Source organism: Rhodococcus sp. NPDC077669 (assembly GCF_040686915.1).
Taxonomy (GTDB): domain Bacteria; phylum Actinomycetota; class Actinomycetes; order Mycobacteriales; family Mycobacteriaceae; genus Rhodococcoides; species Rhodococcoides fascians.
The window spans coordinates 26,684-48,468 of record NZ_JBFBMD010000018.1; the positions used below are offsets into that span (position 1 = coordinate 26,684).

The following is a 21,785-nucleotide window of genomic DNA, read 5'->3' on the forward strand; positions in this document are numbered from 1 at the left end:
ACGCCGACTACATCGCGGAGAACGAGGGCGGGAAGCAAGCCCCGCTCATCCGGCCTGCGGCGCAGTCCGAATCAGCTCGGAATCGACCGGCCTCGCAGGAGGCGTCGAACGTGGTACCGCTCTTCGGTAGACGGCGGGGGTAGTGCGCTACGGGGTGTAGTTGCCCTTGTATTCCGGGCAGGAGTAGTCGGTGGTGTGAGGTACAGAATTTGCGCGTCGACAAGCTCCCAGCCGTTGAACTTGCTGGGAGCGCCGTTGCGGTAGTTAGTCTTTAGCCAGGCCAGGGCGTCGTTTACGAGGGCTTCCGGTGAGGCACCATTGTCCAGGCTGTCGCAAATTGAGCGTGCCGCTGGCATAAGAGGCACGCGCCCGATACGGCCCAGCTATCCAGGAACGATGCGTCGAACCCCGCGGGCTCAGCGGCCTGCCTGGCTGTCGAGGTCGTTGCGGTCGTCGTAGCCGCAACCGACGACGGAGCGTCCGTGGCGGCAGGCTCTGGCGCGGAGCTGCCGCACGCGGAAATGAGCAACGAGACCGCTACAGCTTCAAAACAGACAAAGGGGTACGTTTCATAAGCGGATCATAGCGGCCTTGACTGAAATCACGCCCCCTACTTTTCAGGTAGGCGGAGACTCGGTCTTGCCACCCAGCGTCTTTAGCCGGTCGTGAAGCTCGGTTAGCTGCGAGTTTGATACCGCTTGCCAGCCGACGCCCCGAATCCTGTGTTTTTTCCACATGGCTTCGATTGTGAAGACTAGAAGTAAGACGCTACAAACTACAGCAAGAGCGACGTATGTGACCTTGTATCCGCCAGAAAGATTGACCTGGTCTGAGAATGCCATCCAGAACAGCACATAGGTGATAAGTGCGAGCGGTACATAGGTCACAAACGATCGCCAGTCGCGGCGTTTCGCGGTTTCAGATTGTCCATAAGCGCGAACCCGCAGATCGATGTAGTCCTGCAGCCATTCACGCGTAGGGGTGTCGCGCATCTTCTCTGCTAATTCGGCATCGTTGGTCAATGCTTCCCAGCGGCCATGGCGTCGATTTATCCACCAATTGAGGGAAACTAGAATTATTGCAGTGAGTACGGCAGCTGCAAACGTTCCGTAGTTTGACCCCTGTAGCCAATCCAAGAATGAGTCACCCGGTGCAGTTGCAGGCTCGCCCTGCCCAATCGGCGTCATTCCAGTCCTTCTGCAGTTGCAGGCGCGGTCGGCGGCAGGTTCGCGCGTAGATGCGCCGCCTTGAATACTTTGGCGGACATCGCACGGTAGCCAGTAGTGAACGGCGGACGCATCTCAGGGCTCTGCTGATGTCCGATAGCTCGAACACCCAACCGACCTTCATAGATTGCGTCATACTCGCGAATGACGGAGCAGAGCTCGTCGATCTCAGGGTTTAAAATCGCGACGATCTTCTTGTTTAACTCTGCGAGTAGTGACGTGGCCTCACCGGCCATTTGGTAAACACTCGGATCTCCAGGTAGCCCGCGAAGTTCAGTCTTCAGCTTGGCGTTTAAATGTCCTTTCATATCTAGCAACACCGATCGATCCATCGATACGTCGAACATCGCCAAAGTTTGACCCTGATGGGCGCGTGCTTCGCCTTTCAGGGACAGTGCCAACATCGAATAGTGCACCAACGCATTCCTCAGCTTGTATAAGTATCGGTATCCGAAACAGTCGTCGTATAGCTCGCCAAAAAGAGTTTTCATCTTGATATGTTCTGGCGAATCTTCGCCAAACTTCTTCTTGACTTGTATGTAATTTTGCTCCTGATGGTGGTGGATAGTCGAACAAAACGCCAGGATTGAGCACCGAAGTCGAGTGCCCCATTCGACGAAACTATCAGGATCGGTGTGAGAGATTTTTCCTTCGCGTAGTGCTGTCGACGCTTCTTCCCAGATTCGGAACATCTCCAAGGCAGATTGTTTAACGAAAACAAACATATTAACACTGATAATGTCGTACACCGTCCAGTATGCATTGGCATATCGATGGTATGCCTCGGCATCGAAGTCGCAGATCTTCTCGAACACAACCGAGGCTCGACCGGTCGGATCGTCGCGGATCAATAACGCCCCGTAGGACTCGACAGGGCTGTTGCTGTGATCGTTCGCAGAGGCAGACTCTTGCATTGTCATGCTCACAGCATGACAGACCCTACCGACAGGTTTGCTTAGCTGCCTACTGGCCAAAAACAGAAGAGACACGGGGCATATGCCGCACCGTGCCTCTCCTTCAAGCCATTGACAGGATTCGAACCTGCGACCTCCCCCTTGGCATGGGGGTGCTCTATCCACTGAGCTACAACGGGTTAGTGGGTCGACTTCTCGACCACACTAGTATGCCATATCCGCGCTTCACGCGTGAATTGCGCGCGTTTTAGGCTTGACGCGTTAGTTCGGACCCTCAGATTGGGCCTTGCAAGCGCTCTACCTCCGGTTATACGTGGTGCCCTCGGCAGGATTCGAACCTGCGACCTACCCTTTAGGAGAGGGTTGCTCTATCCCCTGAGCTACGAAGGCTGGTGATCGAACGGGTGCTCCAAAGCCCTTGTTGGACAAAGGCTTTCGATCAATCGAACAATCTGGTTGCGGGTGGGTCGCTGTCGTACTGCACAGCGGGCCCACATCGCGGTTGTCAGTCTAGCGGTCCGCACCGCAGATCGTGAAGCAGGTTCGCGCTGCTGGTCACCACACCGGTCAGTGATGCGATCAGATTCAGGGCGGTGCGGTGCTGGTGGGCGGTGTAATCGGCGACCGATTCGATGCCGACGAAGCACTGAATGTCGCGGGCAAAAGCGTCGAACGTCGTCGCGAGAATTCCCGCCGAGGCGAAGACGCCCACGATGACCAGCTGGTCACGGCCTCGTCGGCGTAGTTCGACCTCGAGATCGGACGCGTAGAACGCGCTGTAGCTACGCTTCGCGATCGGAACGAAGTCCGGCTCGGCGACCGCCACGTCCTCGGCAGACGGGCCCAACCCCCACATCGGTCCCAGCAGCCCACGCTGCTCGATCGTGTCGGACGGCCGTGGCCCGCTCGCCAGAATTGGCACTCCGACGGACCTGGCGCGCGCGACCACCGCCGACGCTTCCTCAGCCACCCGCGCATGAACCGAGGAGTGCAGCACGTTCAGGTAGTACGGCTGCATGTCATGAACCAGAAGTGCCGCGCGCTCGGGCCGCAACTCCCACTCGGGACCACCCACACAGTCGCGCAGAGTCTCGACCGCGTACTTCTCTACTTCGACGCTGAATGTGGCCACGTCGGTCATCCTCGTACAAACGCGCGCGCATTTGCCAGACGCGCGCAGAGTCGTCAGCCGCTGGCTGTCTATTTCGCTCGCACCTGACGAACGCGCGCGCGTTTGCGAATCCCGAGGCCGAGAACCCGATCGCCTGTCACCGTCAGTCCGCCGCAATAGCATCCACGATGTTCAGGCGTGATGCGTGAACCGCAGGCGGAGCCGATCCCATTAGTGAGAGGCCCAACGCGACGAGTCCGTACAACAGCACCGTCCAACTGGCGTTGTACTGCACGGGAATTCCGATGCTGGCACCGAGGATCAGTGTGCTCAGGTATTGCAGGCCGGCACCGATGATCAGCCCCAGGATGCCGCCGACAATCCCCACGGACAGTGCCTCCGCCAACACCATGCGTGCCAGGGTTCCTCGGCCGCCGCCCATGGCGCGCAGTACTCCGAGTTCACGTCGACGTTCGAGTACCGACAGCGTCAATGTGTTCAGCAATGCGACGGCAGCGACCAGTGCGACGATCCACTGCAGTGCGATGGCCAGCGCACCGGATTGGCGGATGGCCGCGCTGGTGCCCTCGAGTGCCGCGGCGCCCGTGTACACGAATGCCTCGGGCGGCAGTGTCGATCGCAGCGAATCCTGCACGGCTGCAACGTCTCCGTCGACGGTGATCTCGAGGTACGTCGCACCCGGGCGGTCGTAGAAGCGCTGCATCGATTCCAGTGAGATCGCCATCGTTCCGCCGGCGGCGTTGATGTAGTCCACGAGATCGAGCACGCGTACGTTCTGCACCCCGGTCGGCGTCGGTAGATCGATGGCGTCTCCCGCCGTCACTCCCAGCGTCGTACCGAGCGCCTTCGAGAGCACCACCCCGTCGCCCGCGAGCAATCCGGCGCGTACGTCTGTGGGGAGCGAGGCCAGTGTCACCGCGTTGCTTCCGTCGGCGACGCCTTGGATGGAGACCAGCTCGTCGTCGATGGTCGCGTAGGCCCACTGCCCTTCGACGACGCGGGAGACGCCGGGTGTCGCCCGCACGGCCTCGTCGACGGCGGCGGGAACGATCGGGCCCGACGGTATGGCGTCGGGTGAGCTCATCGATACGTACAGGTCCGTGTCGGCGAGCGACGACAGTGACTCGGCGGCGGAGTCGGTCATGTTCGTCAACGAACCGGACACTCCCACACTGACTCCCACGGCGATGACGATGGTCATCACCGTCGCCCAGATGCGCCGCGGGGCGCGTTCGATCGTCGCGGTGGCGAGCCGTCCGGCACCACCCCATCGGCGGGGCACAGCGCCGGTGGCCCAGACGATCGGCCCGGTTCCGCCGACGCACAGTGCGACGACGCCGAACATGAACAGGGCACCGGCACCGAGGGTCAATTGCCCGTCCACGTTGACGGCGAACACGAACGATCCGGCGATGGCGAGCAGACCGAACACCGTGGCGGCCAACGTGAACGACAGTTTCGGACCACCGGTTGTTTCTCCGCCACCGACCGCCAATGCTTCGATCGGCGAGATGCGATACACCTGAACAGCAGCCAGAGCGGACGCGCCGACGCAGGCCAGCACGCAGGCCACGATCGCGACGGGAATGGCGAAGCTCGGCAACACGTATTCGATTCGCGCATCGAATGCTTGCGACAGGAACGGCGGCAGGCTCTCGATGGCAATGCGGCCCATGATGATTCCGAGAGGTACCCCGACGGCACCGCCGACGAGACCCACCAGTACCGACTCGAACAACAGGTCGCGGACGATGTCCGCGCGCCGACCGCCGACCGCTCGGAGCAGGGAGATGGTGGGGCGACGCTTGGCGATGGCCATGTTCATGACGTTGAACACCAGGAACGCCGCGACGACGAACGCGATGAGGGAGACCATCAGCGTCGCATTACGCGTCAGGCTCATGGCCTGATCGGCTCTGTCGGCCCGAAATTCCGGATTCATCACCGACACTCGGCCGGCCAACGCCGCGTCGAGGTCCGATCGCAGGTCGTCCCCGCCACCGAGAACGAAGATCGAATCGAGCTGACCCGGACGGTCGGTCAACGCCTGCGCGGTGGGCAGCAACGTGACCGCGAACATGCCCCCACCGATGCGCTGCGTACCAGGGCCGTCGATCACGCCCACTACCGCAGTGGGTCGGTCGGCGATCGTGACCGTGTCACCCTGCGTCAATCCCGTTGCTGCTCCGACCAATACGCCCGACGGGTCGGACAGCAGACCCGCTGCGTTGCCGACCGCACCCTGCAGATCGGACTGCAGTGCCGTGATCGATGAATCGACACCCAGTACCGTCAGCTCGCCGACATCGGATCGTACGATGCTGCGGAGCAGGGGTACCGCCGCATCGACGCCCGCAACACCGCGTACGGCGTCGAGTTCGTTCTGGTCGAATCCGGAATCGGTCACGCCGACCACTTCGTACTGCGCGTTGCCTGCGATCGACACCGCCAGACGTTCGACGGATCCGGTCAGCGACCCGTACGTGCCGAGGACGGCGATGAGCAAACCCGCGGCGACGGCCACGACTCCCGCCGAGACCAGCGAACGCACCCAGTGCATTCGGAGGTCTCGGAGGCTGATGACGCGAAATCTGCTGAGCGCGGTACCGATCACCGAGGTGTACCAGCGGTGTCGGTGTCGGTGTCGGTGTCGACGCGGCCGTCGATCATGCTGACGACGCGATCGGTCGACCGAGCCGCCTCGAGGTCGTGGGTTGCCATCACCACTGCCCGACGCCCCTCGCTGCCGTGGGCTACGTCGGCAAGAATCTCGAGGACGTTGTGGGAGGTCTTGGAATCGAGGTTGCCCGTCGGTTCGTCGGCGATCAGCAGCGCCGGGTCCATCATCAGGGCTCGGGCGATGGCGATACGTTGAATCTGGCCGCCCGACAGTTGCGCCGGGCGGTGTTCGGACCGCTGCGCCAGCCCCACCATGTCCAACAGCCGCATCGCGTCGGCTTTCGCCTTCTTGATGGGGGTTCCGTCCAGCAGCTTCGGAACGGCGACGTTCTCCCACGCCGACATGGTCGGCAGCAGGTTGAAGAACTGGAAGACGAAGCCCACCTGATGGCGTCGGAAATCGGACTGTGCGTTGTCGTCGAGGGTGGTGACCTCGACGTCGTTGAATCGGATGGACCCGGCCGTCGGGGTGTCCAGCGCGCCGAGCATGTGCAGCAGTGTCGACTTACCTGCTCCGGACGGCGCGACCAGCGACACGAACTGCCCACCGTCGATCGTGAGATCGATGCCGTCCAACGCACGGACCGGTTGTTCGCCGGTGGGGTACTCCTTGACCACGCCGGACAACTGGAGCTTCAACTTCGTCATGCATGATCCCCTGCTTCTCGAATACTTCCGACGCTACCTGCCGTCGGGTCGAGAAACCGGTCGGAGTTCTCAGATCACGCTGCGCCGCGCGAGGATTCGAGCCGTCTGGCCACCAGTGCCGCCTGGAGGTGGCGGATACCGGAGGGACGAGTCGGGTCGAACCCGGTCAGTTGTGCGATTCGCTTGAGGCGATAGTCGACGGTGTTGGTGTGCAGATGGAGTTGCCGGGCGGAGCGCTGACGGTTGAGGTCGTGCGAAATGTGGATCTCGAGGGTCTCGAGCAATTCGGGTGACGAATCGAGTGGCTCGAGGATCTGGGTGAGGTGGCGTCGACCCGGTCCGGGACGAGTGAGCTGGTACTCGAGCACCAGGTCGTCCATCCGGTACAACCCGGACGGGCGGTGCAGCTGATGAGCCAGGGACAGCAGTTCGTGGACCTGGTCTGCTGCGGTGGGAATGTCGGCTGTCGCAGCCTGCTCGGCGGTGGCGGTGACGGGGACCTCTGCGGCGGTACCGATGCGGTGCACCAGCGCCTCGACCCACTCGTCGTCGTGGACGCCGGGGATCAGGACGGTTCCGCCCTCGGTGCTGAGCAGCGACAGGGGAGTGCGTCCGCACACGGTGGCCAGTTCGGCCTGCACGCGACGCAGCTTGCGCCGTGCAGCCACCGTCTTCTGGATGTTGGGGTCGTTCTCGTCGGGGTGCGGCGGTACCGACAGTGCGAGCACGAGGTAACTGTCGGCGAGTTCGATGCCCGACTGGCGGGCCATCGAGACGGCGTTGTGTCCGCTCAGCAACGAGGTGACCAGCGTGTGCGCGGCTGTGTGATGCTCGCTCGCCACCGCCTGAAGCTCTTCGACGTAGCTCTTGCTGGCCGCGATCGAGACCTTCTCCGACAGCAGCACGAACATGCGCGCAGCCTCGATCAACTGGGCGGCGTCGCCTTCTCCTGCCCGCTTGGACACCAGATTCCAACCGATCTGAATGCCCTCGTGGTAGACGCTGAGGACGGACTCGAGCGGGACACCCTCACGAGCCCATTGACTGGCCTTGGCGCGCAGTTCGGCCAAGTCGGACTCGGCAGGTGCGCGTCGCTCGTCGAGCATCTGCACGGCGATGCTGATGCACTTGACGGTGAATTCGGTGACGTCTCCGTGGAGTTGTTCACCGGGAAGTGAACCGCAGGGAGTATTGGCGGCGAAGTGGCCTACCAGGAGGCGCGCCACTGCGCGAAAATCGCGAAGGGGAGCCGAAGCAGGCTGCCCTGCGACCATGATTTCGAGGCCAGTCGAGTTGTGAACGGTCACAGATCAACCCTTCGTGTTGGATTCTTCAGGTTTTGAGAGAGCTACCGTACTCACGCGTAGAAACGCGCTTCCTGTCGTGAATCTATACAACTTCAGCCGAAATGGCAGGTTTTTCAAACTTTGAGTTTGTTTCCTGGCCTCTAACAGGATCGATCATAGGTTGTTATCTACGTGTGATCCATGGTTTCGGCAAAACTCGTTGTGATTTATCTCGAGCGGGCCACGAGGGGCCTTGCGACTTGCCCTAAACAATGCAGAAGGCGGTCCCATCGCCTGCGCTACGCGCCTACTTTGATCTCGGATCGGTCCGGACGAGCGGGGTGAGAGGACGAGTATGCGCAGCGACATCGGGCAGTTCACGGTTCTACGGGAACTGCAGCCGACGATCGACGACAACCTCGCGCGCCACCGCTCGACAGCTGTCTCCTGGCAGCCCACGGATTTCGTCCGGACCGAGATGTACTGGGGAACGCGTACGTCACCGCTGACCGAAGCCGCCAAGGCGGCACTGGTCACCGATCTCCTCACCGAGCAGAACATTCCGCTGTATCGGTGCGAGGTCGCGGCGTCGGGCACCGGCTCGTGGCCTGCCTGGCTCGCCGAGTGGAGCGCCGAGCGCACCCGGCATGCTGCAGCCGTCACCGACTATCTGGTCGCCACGCGCAGTGTCGATCCGACGGCACTCGGTCGAGCTCGCGCACAGTGCAAGACGGTGGGATTCGACTCCCCGATGAACGGCGCTCACCTCCTTCGTTCTCTGGCGCAGGTGACCCTCGACGAAACGATCAGTAGCGTCTGCCATACGAATACCGCGCACCAGTGCCACGATCCGGTTGCCGATCGCTTGCTCGGCCGGATAGTCGACGACCAGAAACTGCACGTCACCTTCTTTGCGAATCTGGTGTCGGCAGCGCTCGACGTCGCCCCCGCTCCGACCGTCACGGCAATCACCGAAGTAGTCATGAACGCGCAGTTGCCGGGTACCAACCTGCCCGGCTTCGGTCGGAGCGCCATGCTCATCGAGCGGGACGGGATCTTCGATCTTCGACGTCATCTCGACGAGGTGCTGCTGCCGACGCTCACGCGGTGGCGCGTCTTCGAGCGGACCGACCTGGGCGTCGGTGTCCGCAGCCGCGACCAATTGGCCGACTACCTGGTCCATCTCGACACCCGGGCCGCGGCAGCCGAGGCGAACCGCACCCGAACTCAGGGGTACGCAGACGCGCTGCGCGCCAGCTGACGTGAGTGCATCACGCCTCCGGTGACCGTTCATCGACTAGCCTGAACCCCTGTTCGTCATTCACCGAGCCAGCGGGCTCGGGGCTACTACCGGAGGCCGGCACGTGACAGGGCATCGACCGATCATCGTCGGCATCGACGGTTCCGCTGCGGCCGACAAGGCTGTGATCTGGGCGGCCCTGTGCGCTCGGCGACGGGATCGGCGGTTGCACATCGTGACGGCCGTCGACATGCCGGGCGTTGTCGATCTGAGCGAATTTGCAGGCGAGGCAACGGAATTCGTCGCCACTGCAAAGTCGCGGCTCGCGGCCGCGGAAACGCTGGCCGTGTCGGTCGTCGACGACCCGACGTTCGAGGTGACCTCGAGTGCCGTCGAGGGCGGCGTGATGGACGTACTCATCGGCGTATCGGCCCAAGCCGAGCTCTTGGTGATCGGAGCGAGCGAAACGGGCGCTGTCACACTCTCTCTGGCCGCCCACAGTGTGTCACCCGTCGCCGTCGTACGCGGCCGGGACATCGACGGCCGTCCCGTCGCCGAGGGCCCGGTCGTCGTCGGCGTGGACGGATCCGACGTCAATCAGGCAGCGGTCGAGTGGGCGTTCGTCGAGGCCTCGGCACGTGATGCACCGTTGATCGCGGTACACGTGTGGTCCGACGTGGATCTGACGCGCTCGTTCGGTCGCGCGCCCGCGGATTGGCAGGCCATCGCCGACACCGAGGAAGCGTTGCTGGCGGAAAGTCTCGCCGGGTGGCAAGAGCGATTCCCGGAGGTCGACGTCCAACGCGTCGTCGCCCAGGATCGCCCCGTTCGAGTGCTCAGCGGACTGTCCGAAACGGCAGCCGTGATCGTGGTGGGTAACCGGGGGCGCGGCGGATTCGGGGGAATGCTGCTGGGGTCGACGAGCTTCGCTCTGGTCAACACCGCAGATTGCCCGGTGTTGGTCGTCAGGAAAGCGGTCACATAGCGACGGTCAGCAAGAAGCTGACGTCTTCGAGCGCCTCGACGCTGTGCCGTGCGTCGGGGATGACGAGGAGATCGCCGGTCGAGCCCTTCCAGGTCTTCTCACCGCTGATCAGCTCCAACTTGCCGCTGAGGACGAGGACGGTCGACTCACCGCTGAGATCGTGTTCGGCCAGCTTGTTACCCGCGGCCAGCGCCACGACGGTCTGCCTCAATTTGCGACTGTGGCCGCCGTACACCGTCTGCGAACTGCGGCCACTCGACGCGCCGACTGCGAGCTTGAGTTGCTGACGGGCAAGTGCGGTGAGTGACTTCTTGTCCATAGCCGCCAGTATGACGCACCACCCGCAGCCGCGATGGGGGAATCATGAACGCGCTCAAACAGTTTGGGTAGGCTTCCCGTACTCCACATATCTGAACTGCCTACCGTCCACTCTGCTGGTGAGCCAGTCGCCCGTCTTCTTGATCCAATCGCCTTCCACCGTTGGCGCATCCGTATCGCCCGGTACCTCGACATCGATCTCGGTCACATGCAGGGTTGTGGCGAATGGCATTGCCGATCGGTAGATTTCACCGCCGCCGATGATCCACGCGGTCTCGCCTCCGGCCAGCGCCAGGGCTTCGTCCACCCCGCCGCAGGTCTCGGCGCCGGGTGCGTCGAACGAGCGATTGCGAGTGACCACAATATTGCGTCGGCCCGGGAGCGGTCGAAATCTTTCGGGCAGAGACTCCCAGGTTTTGCGTCCCATGATGACCGGATGGTTCATCGTCGCGGCTTTGAACCGGGCCATGTCCTCCGGTACTTCCCACGGAATCCTGCCGGCTTCGCCGATTTTGAGGTTGGAACTCTGCGCCCAGATCAGGCCGACCTCTCTCGATGCACTCACACCGCTACCGGGGCCTTGATTGCAGGGTGGTGCTGATAGTCGACGATCTCGACGTCGTCGAAGGTGTAGTCGAAGATCGAATCCCGCTGTGCCAGTTTCAGAGTCGGGTAGGGGTACGCCTCGCGGGAGAGCTGCTCGGCAACCTGGTCGCGGTGGTTGTCGTAGATGTGGCAGTCGCCCCCGGTCCACACGAACTCGCCGACGTCGAGGCCGGTCTGTGCGGCGACCATGTGGGTGAGCAGTGCGTAACTCGCGATGTTGAAGGGGACGCCGAGGAACATGTCTGCGCTGCGTTGATACAGCTGGCACGAGAGCTTGCCGTCGGCGACATAGAACTGGAAGAACGCATGGCACGGCGGCAGGGCCATCTGCGGGATTTCGCCGACGTTCCACGCCGAGACGATCATTCGCCGCGAATCCGGATCGGTCTTCAGAGTCTCGATGACCTGGCTGATCTGGTCGATGTGCTCGCCCGACGGGGTCGGCCACGAACGCCACTGCACTCCGTAGACGGGGCCGAGTTCGCCGTCCGGCGCTGCCCACTCGTCCCAGATGCTGACGCCGTGTTCCTGCAGCCACGTGACATTGGAGTCTCCGCGCAGAAACCACAGCAATTCGTAGACGATCGACTTGAGATGGACCTTCTTGGTGGTGATCAACGGGAAGCCCGCGGCCAGATCGAAGCGCATCTGATGCCCGAACAAGCTGGTCGTCCCGGTTCCCGTCCGGTCGGATTTGGCTGTACCGGTGTCGAGGATGCGGCGCAGCAGATCTTCGTACGGAGTCGGAACCATCACGACGGCTATCGTAGCTGCATACTGGACGCATGCCGGAATTACCCGAGGTGGAGGCCCTTGCCGGCTTCTTGCGCGAGCATGCCGTCGGTGCCGTGATAGGCCGCATCGACATCGCGGCGCTCAGCGTTCTCAAGACCTTCGATCCGCCGATCACCGATCTGCAGGGTCGCGACGTCACCGATGCCGCGCGGTTCGGAAAGCATCTGGCGCTGCAGGCGGGTGACCTGTGGCTGATCACCCACCTGTCGCGAGGGGGTTGGCTGCGATGGGTGGACAATCCCAGTGTTGCTCCGCCGAAACCGGGCAAGGGGCCGCTGGCGCTGCGGATCCACTTCTTCACTCCCGAGGGCGCAACCCCGGCCATCGACCTGACCGAAGCCGGTACCAAAAAGCGATTGGCGGTCTGGGTGGTCCGTGATCCTCAGCAGGTTGCGAGCATCGCCCGGCTGGGGCCGGACGCGATGACGATCACCGAGCTCGAATTCGCCGAGATACTCGGCAGCACCACAGCTCGTCTGAAGACCTCGTTGGTGGACCAATCGTTGCTCGCCGGAATCGGCAACGCCTACTCGGACGAGATTCTGCACGTCGCCAAGCTCTCGCCGTTCGCATCGTCCAGCAAGCTCGACGCGGAAGCCGTTTCGGTTCTCTATGCCGCGATGCGCTCGGTCCTGTCCGACGCGGTGGACCGCTCGGCCGGGCAGGATGCGGCGCGCCTGAAGGGGGAGAAGCGATCCGGCATGCGGGTGCACGCCAGAACCGGGCTACCGTGCCCGGTCTGCGGAGATCCGGTGCGCGAGGTCGCCTACGTGGACCGCTCTTTTCAGTACTGCGCGACGTGCCAGACGGCCGGCAAGATTCTTGCCGACCGCCGGATGTCACGGTTGCTCAAGTAGCGGGTTCGAGCGTCTGGCTGGCGTAGCCGCGATAGCCTTCCCACGCTTTGCGGCGATCGCTGCGCGGATCTCTCTGCACCCGGGTGCGCGTGTCGAAGATCAGCGTCTTGCGCTCGGCTTCGTCGTAGGCCGGCCACGATTCCAACGGCTTTCCGTTGGTGGCGAACGCAATCCAGTGTGACTGCACCTGCTCGGTGACCTCCGCGAACGACTTTCGTCCCCCTGTCGCGGTCAAGGCCTTGCCGAACAACGTCTCGTTGATGCCGAAGACTGCGAACAACTCGAACCCGTGAGTGGCGTCGAGGCCCAACAACTTCATCGACCGAGGGGCGAAGTCGAAGCGATAGAAGTACGTCGGTGCGTGACGCGAATGTCCTTCGGCCACTTCGAGAGACGGCTTCCAGAACGTGAAATCCCCGCCGAAGTCGATGGCGGCCCGCTCGCTCGGGTATCCACGGTATCCGCCGGTGACAACCGGTTCCGCCGCGGGATCGGTGAGGGAGAAGAGTTTGGAAATGCGTTCGGGGTTGGTGGGCAACGCGTCCAGAAACTTCGGAAACAGTGTTCCCTCACGGGCGTTGGTGCCGATGATCAGCGGCACATTGTGTGCGGTGCCGTTCGCGTACGCCTCGACCGGATCGACAGGAAGGAAGTCACCGTCGATCACCGGGCCGAAGGGGAGCAGGCCGGGAGTGCGGTGCAGCGTGGTGAGTCCGAGCTTGGTGCCTGCTCGGCCGAGTGCAAGTACCTCGGCGTTCTCCAGGGTTTCCACCGCGGTCTCGGCGGTGCCTCCGAGGTACCCGACGTACTCGCTCGCCCACTGGTCCGCCCGGTGCTTGGCGGTCGTCATGCCCGGTGCTGAGCTTTCGGCAATTGCCTGGGCGAAAAGGCCTTTCGCGGCGGGCACTGTCATCAGGGTGGTGACGGCATTGCCGCCTGCGGACTCGCCGAAGACGGTGACGTTGTCGGGATCTCCGCCGAACTCGGCGATGTTGCGCTTTACCCACTCCAATGCCGCCACCTGGTCGCGTAGTCCCAGGTTGGAATCGAACGGCCGCTCGGGGGTCGAGAATCGCGACATGTCGAGGTAGCCCAAAGCGCCGAGTCGGTAGTTGACCGACACGTAGATGATGCCGTCGCCGTCCTGCAGCGAGCGTCGGACCAGCGAACCTCCGCCGTACAGCGGGGTGGCCGACGTGCCGAGGGTGTACGCACCGCCGTGGATGAACACCATGACCGGTCTGGGTGTCGTGCTCGGCGTGCTCGGTGCCAGGACGTTGAGTGTCAGGCAGTCCTCGCTCGACGGTTGGTACTTGCCGATTGCGAGCATCGTGCCCCGCTTGTGCTGAACGGATGCGTTGCCCCACTCGGTCGCGTCGCGCACGCCCTGCCACGGCTGGGTGGGTTGAGGTGCGCGAAACCGAAGCGGACCGACGGGAGGGGCGGCGTAGGGAATGCCCCGCCAGGTGGTGAGATTGCCGACCGGCTTTCCCTCGATCATGCCGTCCGTAGTGGTCACGCGTGTTTTCACAGCCATTTCGCGATACTACCGGGCGCTTCTTACCCGGTGGTAAGAACCGGCAGGGTCGGGTACCGGGCAGACTCGAAAGCATGCCTTTCGAGTATCGAGCCGAGATAGTGGAGCTGCTGCGAGCGCCCTCGCACGCGTACTTCGGGAGATCCAAGGACGGCCCGGCCGAGGTGCCGACCGAATTGCCGGACAGCGTCGAGATCGTCGCCCACAAGGGCATCCGCGGCGATCGCTTCTTCGGGGTCAAGGCTCATACCGAGGCAGCGGTGAGCTTTCTGGCACTCGAAGCCTGGGACGCCGTCGGCGAGGTACTGGGCTTCGACGTTCCCGACCCGGCCGTGGCCAGACGAAACGTTGTGGTCCGCGGGTTGGAACTCGACCCACTGCGCGGACTGGAATTCGAGCTCGATTCCGGTGACGGCTGGATTCGCTTCCGGGGCGGCCGACCTGCCCATCCGTGCGCGTGGATGGACCGCATGGTGGTCGACGGCGCTCGCAAGGCACTGATCGGTCGCGGTGGATTGCGGGTCGAGCCGCTCTCGGACGGAATCCTGCGAGTCGGGCCGCTGTCGGTGCGTTCCCCGGTCGAACTGGATGCCTCGCGAGCTGCGCTGTCGATTCGGCGCGCACAGCCCATCTGACGCAAAGCTGGGGGTCACTCTTGCTCACAAAGTAAATCTGTGCCCATAATGTGAGCAATGGTGCGACGCATCACACCGGCCCGTCATGCATGGCGGCGGTCACTCTCTGGTGGAAAGACCTACCGATGTCCGATTTGTGGATCGTGATCAACACCGTCGTCGCAGTACTGGCGGTGGTGGTCTTCATCGTTCGTTTCCATTTCAACCCGGTGATCTCGCTGGTGCTCGGGGCTGCGTACCTGGGCCTGGCGACCAAGCTGGGAGTGTCGACCTCTGTCGACACGATCACCGGCGGATTCGGCGAGATCATGGCCGAGGTCGGATTGCTCATCGCGTTCGGCGTCCTGATGGGTTCGGTGCTGCAGGAGATGAGCGCCATCCAGCGTCTCGTCGGCACTTTGCTGAGAGCCTTCGGCCCCAAGCGGCTCCCGTACGCGCTGTCGCTGACCATCGCGACTCTGTTGCAGTCCATCTTCCTCGACGTGTTGCTCGTGATCTCCGCACCGCTCGCTCGCAACCTCGCACCCAAGATCGGCAAGTACGGCACGGCGAGGATGGCGACGGCGCTGGCCATCGCTCTGGAATGCGGCATCGTCTTCATGGTCCCCGGAGTCGCGACGCTGGCGTTGGCCGGACTGCTCGGCGTGCCGTTGGGCAAGATGATGATCTACGGACTGATCCTCATCGTTCCTGTCGTCGTGCTGTCGGTGGCCATCATGTCGTTCGTTTTCCGGCACGGTTGGTGGAACGAGGAGAAGGACGAGCAACAGATCATCGCGGTGTCGGAGCCGGTGGTCTCGGAGCCTGTCGAGTCCGACGACGAGCCCCTCGGCGCCGGCGGCGGCGTGGCCCAAAAGGTGCGCACCGAGAAGCAGACCTCGCTGCTGGTGTTGCTCTCGCCGTTGCTGCTCGCGCTCGTCCTGATCGCCATCGGTGCCGTTCTCGAAGTCGCCGAGATCTCGGTTCCGGTAGTCGAATTCATCGCCAGCCCGGTCATCGCGCTGCTCCTCGGACTGGTCGGGACGTGCCTCATCGGCCGTTACCACGTCGGCGAGGAGCGGGTGGAGAAAGCTCTCGCTCGTGGATTCGCCGAGAGCGGTCAGATCCTCATTCTCACCGGTGTCGGTGGATCGCTTGCAGCCGTCATCAACGAGGCGGGTCTCGGCGACATACTGGGCCAGTACTTCACGGCCAGTACCGCGGCTCCACTGTTGATGGTGTGGGTCATTGCGGCCGCGTTGCACATCGCGGTCGGATCGGTGACGATCTCCGCCATCACCTCGGCCGGCATCCTCGCGCCTGTCGCGCCGCTGATCGGTCTCGACCCGGTGTTCATCGCGCTCGCCGCCGGTGCCGGATCACTGTTCGCCGTGCACGTCACCAGTAACACTTTCTGGCTGCTGCAGTCCTTGATGGGCCAGTCGACGAGGGGCACACTCAAGACGTGCTCGGTGGGTGTGTCGGTGGCATCGGTCATTGCCATTGCCTTGATCGTGCCGATGAGCTGGATCCTGTGACCTCTTCCGCGAATATCGAAAGGAACACAATGGCATTGCCGCTCAGTGGAGTTCGAGTTCTCGAACTCGGCAACTACATCGCCGCACCCACGGCGGCCAGGATGCTCGCCGATTTCGGTGCCGAGGTGATCAAGGTCGAAAGGCCGGGTACCGGTGACGAATTGCGCAATTGGCGGCTGTATTCCGGTACGACGTCGATGCTGTACCGCACGATCAACCGGAACAAGAAATCGATCGTGCTGGACCTGCGCACCGAGCAGGGACGCAAAGATGTGGTCGACCTCGCCGCGCACTGCGACATCGTGCTCGAGAACTTCCGGCCCGGCACACTCGAGAAGTGGGGGATCTCGCCCGAGGTTCTCAGTGCCGCCAACCCGGAGCTGATCATCACGCGTATCTCGGCATTCGGGCAAACCGGTCCGATGTCGCAGCGACCCGGATTTGCCGCTGTGGCAGAGGCGTACGGCGGCTTCCGCAACCTCGTCGGTGATCCGGACAGGCCGCCCGTGCGGGTCGGTGTGTCGATCGGCGACTCGATCGCCGGTCTCTATGCGGCGTTCGGATGTGTCATGGCGTTGTTCCAACGACAGACGCAGCGTGCAGCAGAGAAATCGGACCCGTTGTCGCTCGAACGGCGCTCCATCGACGTGGCCTTGAACGAATCCATTCTGTCGATGATGGAGTCGCTGATTCCGGATTATCTGGCGTACGGCGTCGAACGCGAACGGACGGGCGGCCGAATGGAGGGCATCGCGCCCTCGAATGCGTACCCGTGCAACGACGGTCACTCGATCATCATCGCCGGTAACGGTGACGCCATCTTCCAGCGCTACATGGAGACCATCGACCGTCCCGATCTAGGAGCCGATCCTGATCTTGCGTCCAACGCCGGCCGGTGGCGTCGCCGGGACGAGCTGGACGCCGCTATCTCGGCCTGGACCGGATTGCGTTCGCGCGCCGAGGCATTGAAGATCCTCGATGCCGCGGGGGTGCCGTCGGGTCCGATCTACACCGCCGCGGATATCGTCGCCGACGAACAGTACGCGGCCCGCAACATGATTCAGCACTTTCCGGTCGACACCGGCCAGGAAGAGCCCACCGACGTCGGGTTCGTCGGAGTCGTCCCGGTGATCGGTGACGCATCCCTGCCGATCCGTTCGGTCGGGCCGGATCTGGGCGAGCACACCAGAGAAGTACTGTCGACGCTGCTCGGCCGCACCGACGAAGAGATGGGCCTGTAGATGTACCGATTCACCCCCACCGCGGAGCTACGCGACGTCACGATGCGCGACGGGCTACAGCTCACCGGCAAGATGCTCCCCACCGAACGCAAACTCGAGATCATCAGGGCCCTCATCGAACTCGGCGTGCCGGCACTCGAGGTCGGCTCGATGGCACGCGGCGACAAAGTGCCGCCCATGGCCAACACCCTCGAGGTCATCGGCGAGCTGACCGCCGAGGAACTCGAGCGATGCTGGGTGTGGGTCGCCACTCCACGCCACGTCGAGAAGGCCGCTGCTGCAGGGGCTCGCAACTTCCAGTACTGCTTCTCCGCGTCGGACTCACACAACCAGGCCAACATCGGGCGCACCACCGAGGTGTCGCTGGCCGCGATGCCCGATGCCGTCGACATCACCCGCTCGGTGGGCGGACAGATCGAGCTGTGTATCGCAACGTCGTTCACCTGTCCTTTCGAGGGACAGGTACCGCCGGATCGGGTCATCGAGATCGCCAACGACGAACGAGCCACGGGCGCAACGGATATTGTCATCTGCGACACCCTCGGACAGGCAGTACCGGTTCAGGTGTCGTCGCTGATCTCACGGGTGCGCGCGGAAACTCCGGACCGCCGGGTGGTGTTCCACGGTCACGACACCTGGGGTCTGGGCGTCGCGAACACTCTCGCCGCCATCTCGGCCGGAGCCGCGATGGTCGACGGTTCGCTCGGCGGACTGGGCGGCTGCCCCTTCGCCCCCGGTGCCAGTGGCAACACCTCGTCCGAGGACATTCTCTTCGCGACGAGGCCGGATTGGTTCGAGCCGAAGACGCTGGCACGCATGGTCTCTCTGTCGGAGGGCCTGCTGGTCGAACTGGAGGAGCCCATGCGATCGAAAACCGTGCAGGGTGCCAGGTCCGAGGCGCACGTGTTCGAGTGGGTCGTATGAGCCGCATTCTCGTCACGTCGGAAATCCCGGCTCCCGGCATGGACATTCTGCGGGCCGCCGGCGAGGTCGACCTCCGCGAGTTGGACCACGAGCAGTTGGTCGAGGCATGCGCCTCGGGGGATTACTCCGTCGTGGTCTCCCAGCTACGCGACCGGTTCGATGCGAAGCTGCTGGCCTCGGCATCACTCGTCGGGATATCCAACTATGCCGTCGGATTCGACAACATCGACATCGCGGCCGCCACACGCTACGGAATCACCGCCGCGAACACTCCAGGTGTGCTGACGGATTCGACCGCAGACATCGCGATGCTCCTCATCCTGTCCACGGCCCGCCGTGCCGTCGAGGCCGATGCCTTCGTTCGGTCCGGATCCTTCACCGGGTGGGAGCCCGAACTGCTGCTGGGCAGCGATGTCTCGGGCCGTGTGCTCGGCCTTGCCGGTTTCGGTCGTATCGCTCGGGCCACCGCTCGGCGGGCACTGGGTTTCGGCATGACGGTGAAGTTCTGCCCCCGGCCGCCCGGCGACCGCGAGGTCTCCGACGACGAACTCGGTGAGTTCGCCGGCCGCGTCGAACAGGCGGCGTGGGACGACATCGTCGCAACGAGTGACTTTCTGTCGCTGCACGTCCCGTTGTCGGACTCCACCCGGCATCTGGTCGATGCTGCCGTGTTCGAGGCCATGAAGCCGTCGGCGATTCTGATCAATACCGCGCGAGGGCCAGTGGTCGACGAGGCAGCGCTGGTGATTGCTCTACGTGAGAAATCGATCGCTGCAGCAGGATTGGACGTCTACGAACGCGAACCTGCGCTCGAACCGGGCCTGGCCGAACTGTCCAATACCGTGCTCCTACCGCACGTGGGCAGCGCGACGGTCTCGGTGCGCTCGGAGATGGCGCGCCTGTGCGCCACCAATGCCGTGGCGATGCTGCGCGGTGAGCTCCCGCCGCACCCGGTCAATCCCGAGGCCTGGGGTCACGCGGGGTAGCGGCCGCCGAGGGTCCGGGTGATCTGTTCGGCATGCGAGATCAGCAGGTCCACCCAGGCCTCGCACTGCGACTGCGGCATCCGTAATGTCGGGCCGCTGATGGTGACGGCACCGACGATGTCCGAGGCCGAATCGAACACCGGAGCGGACAGCCCCGATGCGCCGGTTTCGCGCTCACCGGTGGTGATCGCGTAGCCGTCGGACCTTGTCTGCGCCAACAGTTCCCGCATCGTCTCGGCCTCGGTCACCGTCTGCTCGGTCAACGATTCGAGTTCGCGGGACAGAACACGCTCGGCCAGGTCCGAGTCCCAGGCCAGTAGGACACGGCTGGCCGATCCTGCGCTGAGCGGAATGACCTTGCCGACGTACATGTCTCGTCGCAACGCATGCCGCGTCTCGGCAATGGCCACGCACACGCGGTAGTTCTGCTCGGGCCGAAAGAAGCACGCTGTCTCGGTCGTCAGATCGCGAATGTCCTTGAGGATCGGATTGACGACCGACAACACGTCGAGATCCTTGGTCGCCGTCGCGGCCCAGTACGCCATCCGCACCCCGATGCGGATGCGATCGCCGCCTCGATCCAGAAAGCCCTGTTGAACCAGGTTGGTGACCAGACGCTGCACCGTCGAGGTGGGCAGCCCGGTGCTCTGCTGAATCTCGCCCAGCGTCATGGCCGGGCGATCGAACGAGAACGCATCGAGAATCTCGGTGATCTTGCCCAGCACGAGAAGCGGCTGCTGCTTCGGCGAATTCTCGGTCACTCGACCAATCTACTCGGCAACGCGGGAGACGACCCGAGTGATCGCGTTCGGTGTCAGCATTGTGCTCCCAGTACGGGTAGCGTCCCAACGATGTCCGAGCGACGTACTCTGACCACCGGGCGAGTAGTATTTCTGGTGGTTGCTGCCGCAGCACCGATGGCGGCCATGATCGGTAATGTGCCACTGGCATTGATTCGCGGAAACGGGGCGGGATTGCCTGCCGCCTACGCGATCAGTGCCGTTGTGTTGCTGTGTTTCTCGGTGGGTTTCGCGGCGATCGCACAGCAGGTGTACAGCACCGGGGCGTTCTACACCTACATCGGTCTCGCGTTGGGTAAACCGCCCGGAATTGCTGCCGCATATGTCGCAGTTGTCGCATATACGTCACTTGCATGCGGGCTTTCGGGCGCATTCGGCTACTTCACCCATTTGGTCTTCGCCGATTCGGGCATCGATATTCCGTGGTACGTCTTCACCGGCGTTGCCGTGGTGATCGTGGCAATTCTCGGGTTTCGAAATGCCGACCTCTCGGCCAAGGTCTTGGGGACATTGATGGTGCTGGAGTTCGCTTTTCTGGTGGTGTTCGACGGCTTGGTCGTCGTGCAGAAGGGTGCTGCCGCAGTGCCACTGGAGTCGTTCACACCCACTCAGGTGTTCTCCGGTTCGCTCGGTATCGCCATGATGTTCGCCTTCTCGAGCTTCATCGGGTTCGAATCCGCAGCGTTGTACGGGGAGGAGACCAAGGACCCGCGGCGAAGTATCCCGCGTGCGACGTTCATTGCGGTGTCGATCATCGCGGTCTTCTACGTCACGACGAGCTGGATCGTCGTCGGTGCGGCAGGCGGCGTCGACGCTCCGGCGCTGGCCCAGACCGAACTGGGCAACCTACTGTTCACGCTGGCGCGTGAGTACGGCGGAACAGTGCTGTACGACGGAACCGCAGTGCTGCTGTGCACCAGCGTGCTCGCGTCGTATCTTGCGGTGCACAACGCCGCCAGTCGTTATCTGTTCGCGCTGGGGCGTGAGCGTGTACTTCCGGTGTGGCTCGGCCGAATTCACCCGCGGCACGCGAGCCCGCATATCGGTAGCATCACCGCATCGGTGGTGGCAGCGGTATCGCTGACGGGCTTCGCGGTGGCCGGTGCCGACCCCTACCTGAGTTATGCGGCCGGTGCCATCGGCCTCGGCACTCTGGGTGTCATTGCGCTGCAGGCCGCCGCGGCACTGTCGGTGGTCGTGTTCTTCATCGGCCATCCAGATCGATCCGTGTGGCGCACCGCGATTGCCCCGGGCATCGGATTTCTCGGGTTCACGACCGGATTGATCCTCGCCGGAACGCATTACAGCGTGCTCACCGGATCCGATTCTGCCGTCGTCAACGCGGTACCGGTGGTGCTCATCCTCGCAGCGATCCTCGGGGTCCTGGTTGCTCTACGCCTGAGGCGAACCGACCCGACAACTTACGCAGGCATAGCTGCGGCATATGCGCGGAGCTGAA

Annotated in this window: 20 protein-coding genes and 2 tRNA genes; 9 read left to right on the forward strand and 13 right to left on the reverse strand. The window is 63.2% G+C overall.

Going from position 1 to position 21,785, the window contains the following annotated elements; genetic code table 11:
* Nucleotides 1-617 precede the first annotated feature (617 nt).
* The 8 genes from AB0P23_RS18665 to AB0P23_RS18700 all read right to left on the reverse strand — a co-directional run bounded on the left by AB0P23_RS18665 (nucleotide 618) and on the right by AB0P23_RS18700 (nucleotide 7,906).
* Nucleotides 618-1,187 carry a hypothetical protein gene (locus AB0P23_RS18665; protein ID WP_363798749.1) on the reverse strand — a complete coding sequence of 190 codons (570 nt, stop codon included), beginning with the start codon at nucleotides 1,185-1,187 and terminating at the stop codon, nucleotides 618-620.
* Entirely contained in the window at nucleotides 1,184-2,146 is a 963-nt protein-coding gene (locus AB0P23_RS18670; RefSeq protein ID WP_363798751.1) for a hypothetical protein, read from the reverse strand. The genes AB0P23_RS18665 and AB0P23_RS18670 overlap by 4 nt, the downstream gene beginning before the upstream one ends.
* A 100-nt stretch (nucleotides 2,147-2,246) precedes the next feature.
* Nucleotides 2,247-2,318 (reverse strand) — tRNA-Gly (locus AB0P23_RS18675).
* A 136-nt stretch (nucleotides 2,319-2,454) separates the two neighbouring features.
* Nucleotides 2,455-2,530: transfer RNA gene (locus AB0P23_RS18680), tRNA-Arg, on the reverse strand.
* A gap of 115 nt (nucleotides 2,531-2,645) precedes the next feature.
* Nucleotides 2,646-3,272, reverse strand: coding sequence for an isochorismatase family protein (locus AB0P23_RS18685; RefSeq protein WP_363798752.1), 627 nt, complete (start codon nucleotides 3,270-3,272; stop codon nucleotides 2,646-2,648).
* Between the two features lie 142 nt (nucleotides 3,273-3,414).
* Nucleotides 3,415-5,886, reverse strand: a complete 2,472-nt coding sequence (locus AB0P23_RS18690; protein ID WP_206498768.1) for an FtsX-like permease family protein — start codon at nucleotides 5,884-5,886, stop codon at nucleotides 3,415-3,417.
* Nucleotides 5,883-6,599 carry an ABC transporter ATP-binding protein gene (locus AB0P23_RS18695; RefSeq protein ID WP_196250983.1) on the reverse strand — a complete coding sequence of 239 codons (717 nt, stop codon included), beginning with the start codon at nucleotides 6,597-6,599 and terminating at the stop codon, nucleotides 5,883-5,885. The genes AB0P23_RS18690 and AB0P23_RS18695 overlap by 4 nt, the downstream gene beginning before the upstream one ends.
* Before the next feature lie 74 nt (nucleotides 6,600-6,673).
* Nucleotides 6,674-7,906, reverse strand: coding sequence for a helix-turn-helix domain-containing protein (locus AB0P23_RS18700; protein WP_032399852.1), 1,233 nt, complete (start codon nucleotides 7,904-7,906; stop codon nucleotides 6,674-6,676).
* 334 nt (nucleotides 7,907-8,240) lie between these two features.
* Between AB0P23_RS18700 and AB0P23_RS18705 the strand changes: the two genes are divergently transcribed.
* Nucleotides 8,241-9,146 (forward strand): acyl-ACP desaturase, encoded by a 906-nt coding sequence (locus tag AB0P23_RS18705; protein ID WP_032399851.1) that lies wholly within the window; start codon nucleotides 8,241-8,243, stop codon nucleotides 9,144-9,146.
* Nucleotides 9,147-9,249: 103 nt separating this feature from the next.
* Nucleotides 9,250-10,110, forward strand: coding sequence for a universal stress protein (locus tag AB0P23_RS18710; RefSeq protein ID WP_032365951.1), 861 nt, complete (start codon nucleotides 9,250-9,252; stop codon nucleotides 10,108-10,110).
* On the opposite strand, the gene AB0P23_RS18715 is transcribed toward AB0P23_RS18710, so the two are convergent.
* From AB0P23_RS18715 to AB0P23_RS18725, 3 genes are read right to left on the reverse strand one after another with little or no spacing between them, the layout of a single operon-like run.
* Entirely contained in the window at nucleotides 10,103-10,429 is a 327-nt protein-coding gene (locus AB0P23_RS18715) for a cupin domain-containing protein (protein WP_027495987.1), read from the reverse strand. The genes AB0P23_RS18710 and AB0P23_RS18715 overlap by 8 nt on opposite strands.
* 54 nt (nucleotides 10,430-10,483) lie before the next feature.
* Nucleotides 10,484-10,993 (reverse strand): dihydrofolate reductase, encoded by a 510-nt coding sequence (locus AB0P23_RS18720; RefSeq protein ID WP_206498770.1) that lies wholly within the window; start codon nucleotides 10,991-10,993, stop codon nucleotides 10,484-10,486.
* Nucleotides 10,990-11,790, reverse strand: a complete 801-nt coding sequence (locus AB0P23_RS18725; RefSeq protein ID WP_283348544.1) for a thymidylate synthase — start codon at nucleotides 11,788-11,790, stop codon at nucleotides 10,990-10,992. Before AB0P23_RS18725 ends, AB0P23_RS18720 begins: the two co-directional genes overlap by 4 nt.
* Nucleotides 11,791-11,819: 29 nt before the next feature.
* Between AB0P23_RS18725 and AB0P23_RS18730 the strand changes: the two genes are divergently transcribed.
* Nucleotides 11,820-12,686: a DNA-formamidopyrimidine glycosylase family protein gene (locus AB0P23_RS18730; RefSeq protein WP_206498771.1), complete on the forward strand. Its 867-nt coding sequence runs from the start codon at nucleotides 11,820-11,822 to the stop codon at nucleotides 12,684-12,686.
* On the opposite strand, the gene AB0P23_RS18735 is transcribed toward AB0P23_RS18730, so the two are convergent.
* The gene (locus tag AB0P23_RS18735) at nucleotides 12,679-14,223 is read right to left on the reverse strand and encodes a carboxylesterase/lipase family protein (RefSeq protein WP_206498772.1); all 1,545 of its coding nucleotides are present in this window, start codon (nucleotides 14,221-14,223) and stop codon (nucleotides 12,679-12,681) included. The two genes, AB0P23_RS18730 and AB0P23_RS18735, sit on opposite strands and share 8 nt — an antisense overlap.
* 74 nt (nucleotides 14,224-14,297) lie before the next feature.
* Between AB0P23_RS18735 and AB0P23_RS18740 the strand changes: the two genes are divergently transcribed.
* The 5 genes from AB0P23_RS18740 (at nucleotide 14,298) to AB0P23_RS18760 (ending at nucleotide 19,526) form a co-directional block, all read left to right on the forward strand.
* A complete protein-coding gene (locus AB0P23_RS18740) occupies nucleotides 14,298-14,858 on the forward strand; it encodes a molybdenum cofactor biosysynthesis protein (protein ID WP_206498773.1) in 561 nt (186 codons plus the stop codon).
* A gap of 125 nt (nucleotides 14,859-14,983) precedes the next feature.
* A complete protein-coding gene (locus AB0P23_RS18745; RefSeq protein ID WP_032399900.1) occupies nucleotides 14,984-16,375 on the forward strand; it encodes an SLC13 family permease in 1,392 nt (463 codons plus the stop codon).
* 29 nt (nucleotides 16,376-16,404) lie between these two features.
* A complete protein-coding gene (locus AB0P23_RS18750) occupies nucleotides 16,405-17,616 on the forward strand; it encodes a CoA transferase (RefSeq protein WP_363798758.1) in 1,212 nt (403 codons plus the stop codon).
* Nucleotides 17,617-18,540, forward strand: coding sequence for a hydroxymethylglutaryl-CoA lyase (locus AB0P23_RS18755; protein WP_032365945.1), 924 nt, complete (start codon nucleotides 17,617-17,619; stop codon nucleotides 18,538-18,540). It abuts the gene before it with no gap.
* Nucleotides 18,537-19,526 carry a D-glycerate dehydrogenase gene (locus AB0P23_RS18760; protein WP_032373066.1) on the forward strand — a complete coding sequence of 330 codons (990 nt, stop codon included), beginning with the start codon at nucleotides 18,537-18,539 and terminating at the stop codon, nucleotides 19,524-19,526. Before AB0P23_RS18755 ends, AB0P23_RS18760 begins: the two co-directional genes overlap by 4 nt.
* On the opposite strand, the gene AB0P23_RS18765 is transcribed toward AB0P23_RS18760, so the two are convergent.
* Nucleotides 19,514-20,287 carry an IclR family transcriptional regulator gene (locus AB0P23_RS18765; RefSeq protein WP_080733203.1) on the reverse strand — a complete coding sequence of 258 codons (774 nt, stop codon included), beginning with the start codon at nucleotides 20,285-20,287 and terminating at the stop codon, nucleotides 19,514-19,516. The genes AB0P23_RS18760 and AB0P23_RS18765 overlap by 13 nt on opposite strands.
* 90 nt (nucleotides 20,288-20,377) lie before the next feature.
* On the opposite strand from AB0P23_RS18765, the gene AB0P23_RS18770 reads away from it, so the two are divergent.
* Entirely contained in the window at nucleotides 20,378-21,784 is a 1,407-nt protein-coding gene (locus tag AB0P23_RS18770) for an APC family permease (protein ID WP_032373064.1), read from the forward strand.
* The last annotated feature ends 1 nt before the right edge of the window (nucleotide 21,785 follow it).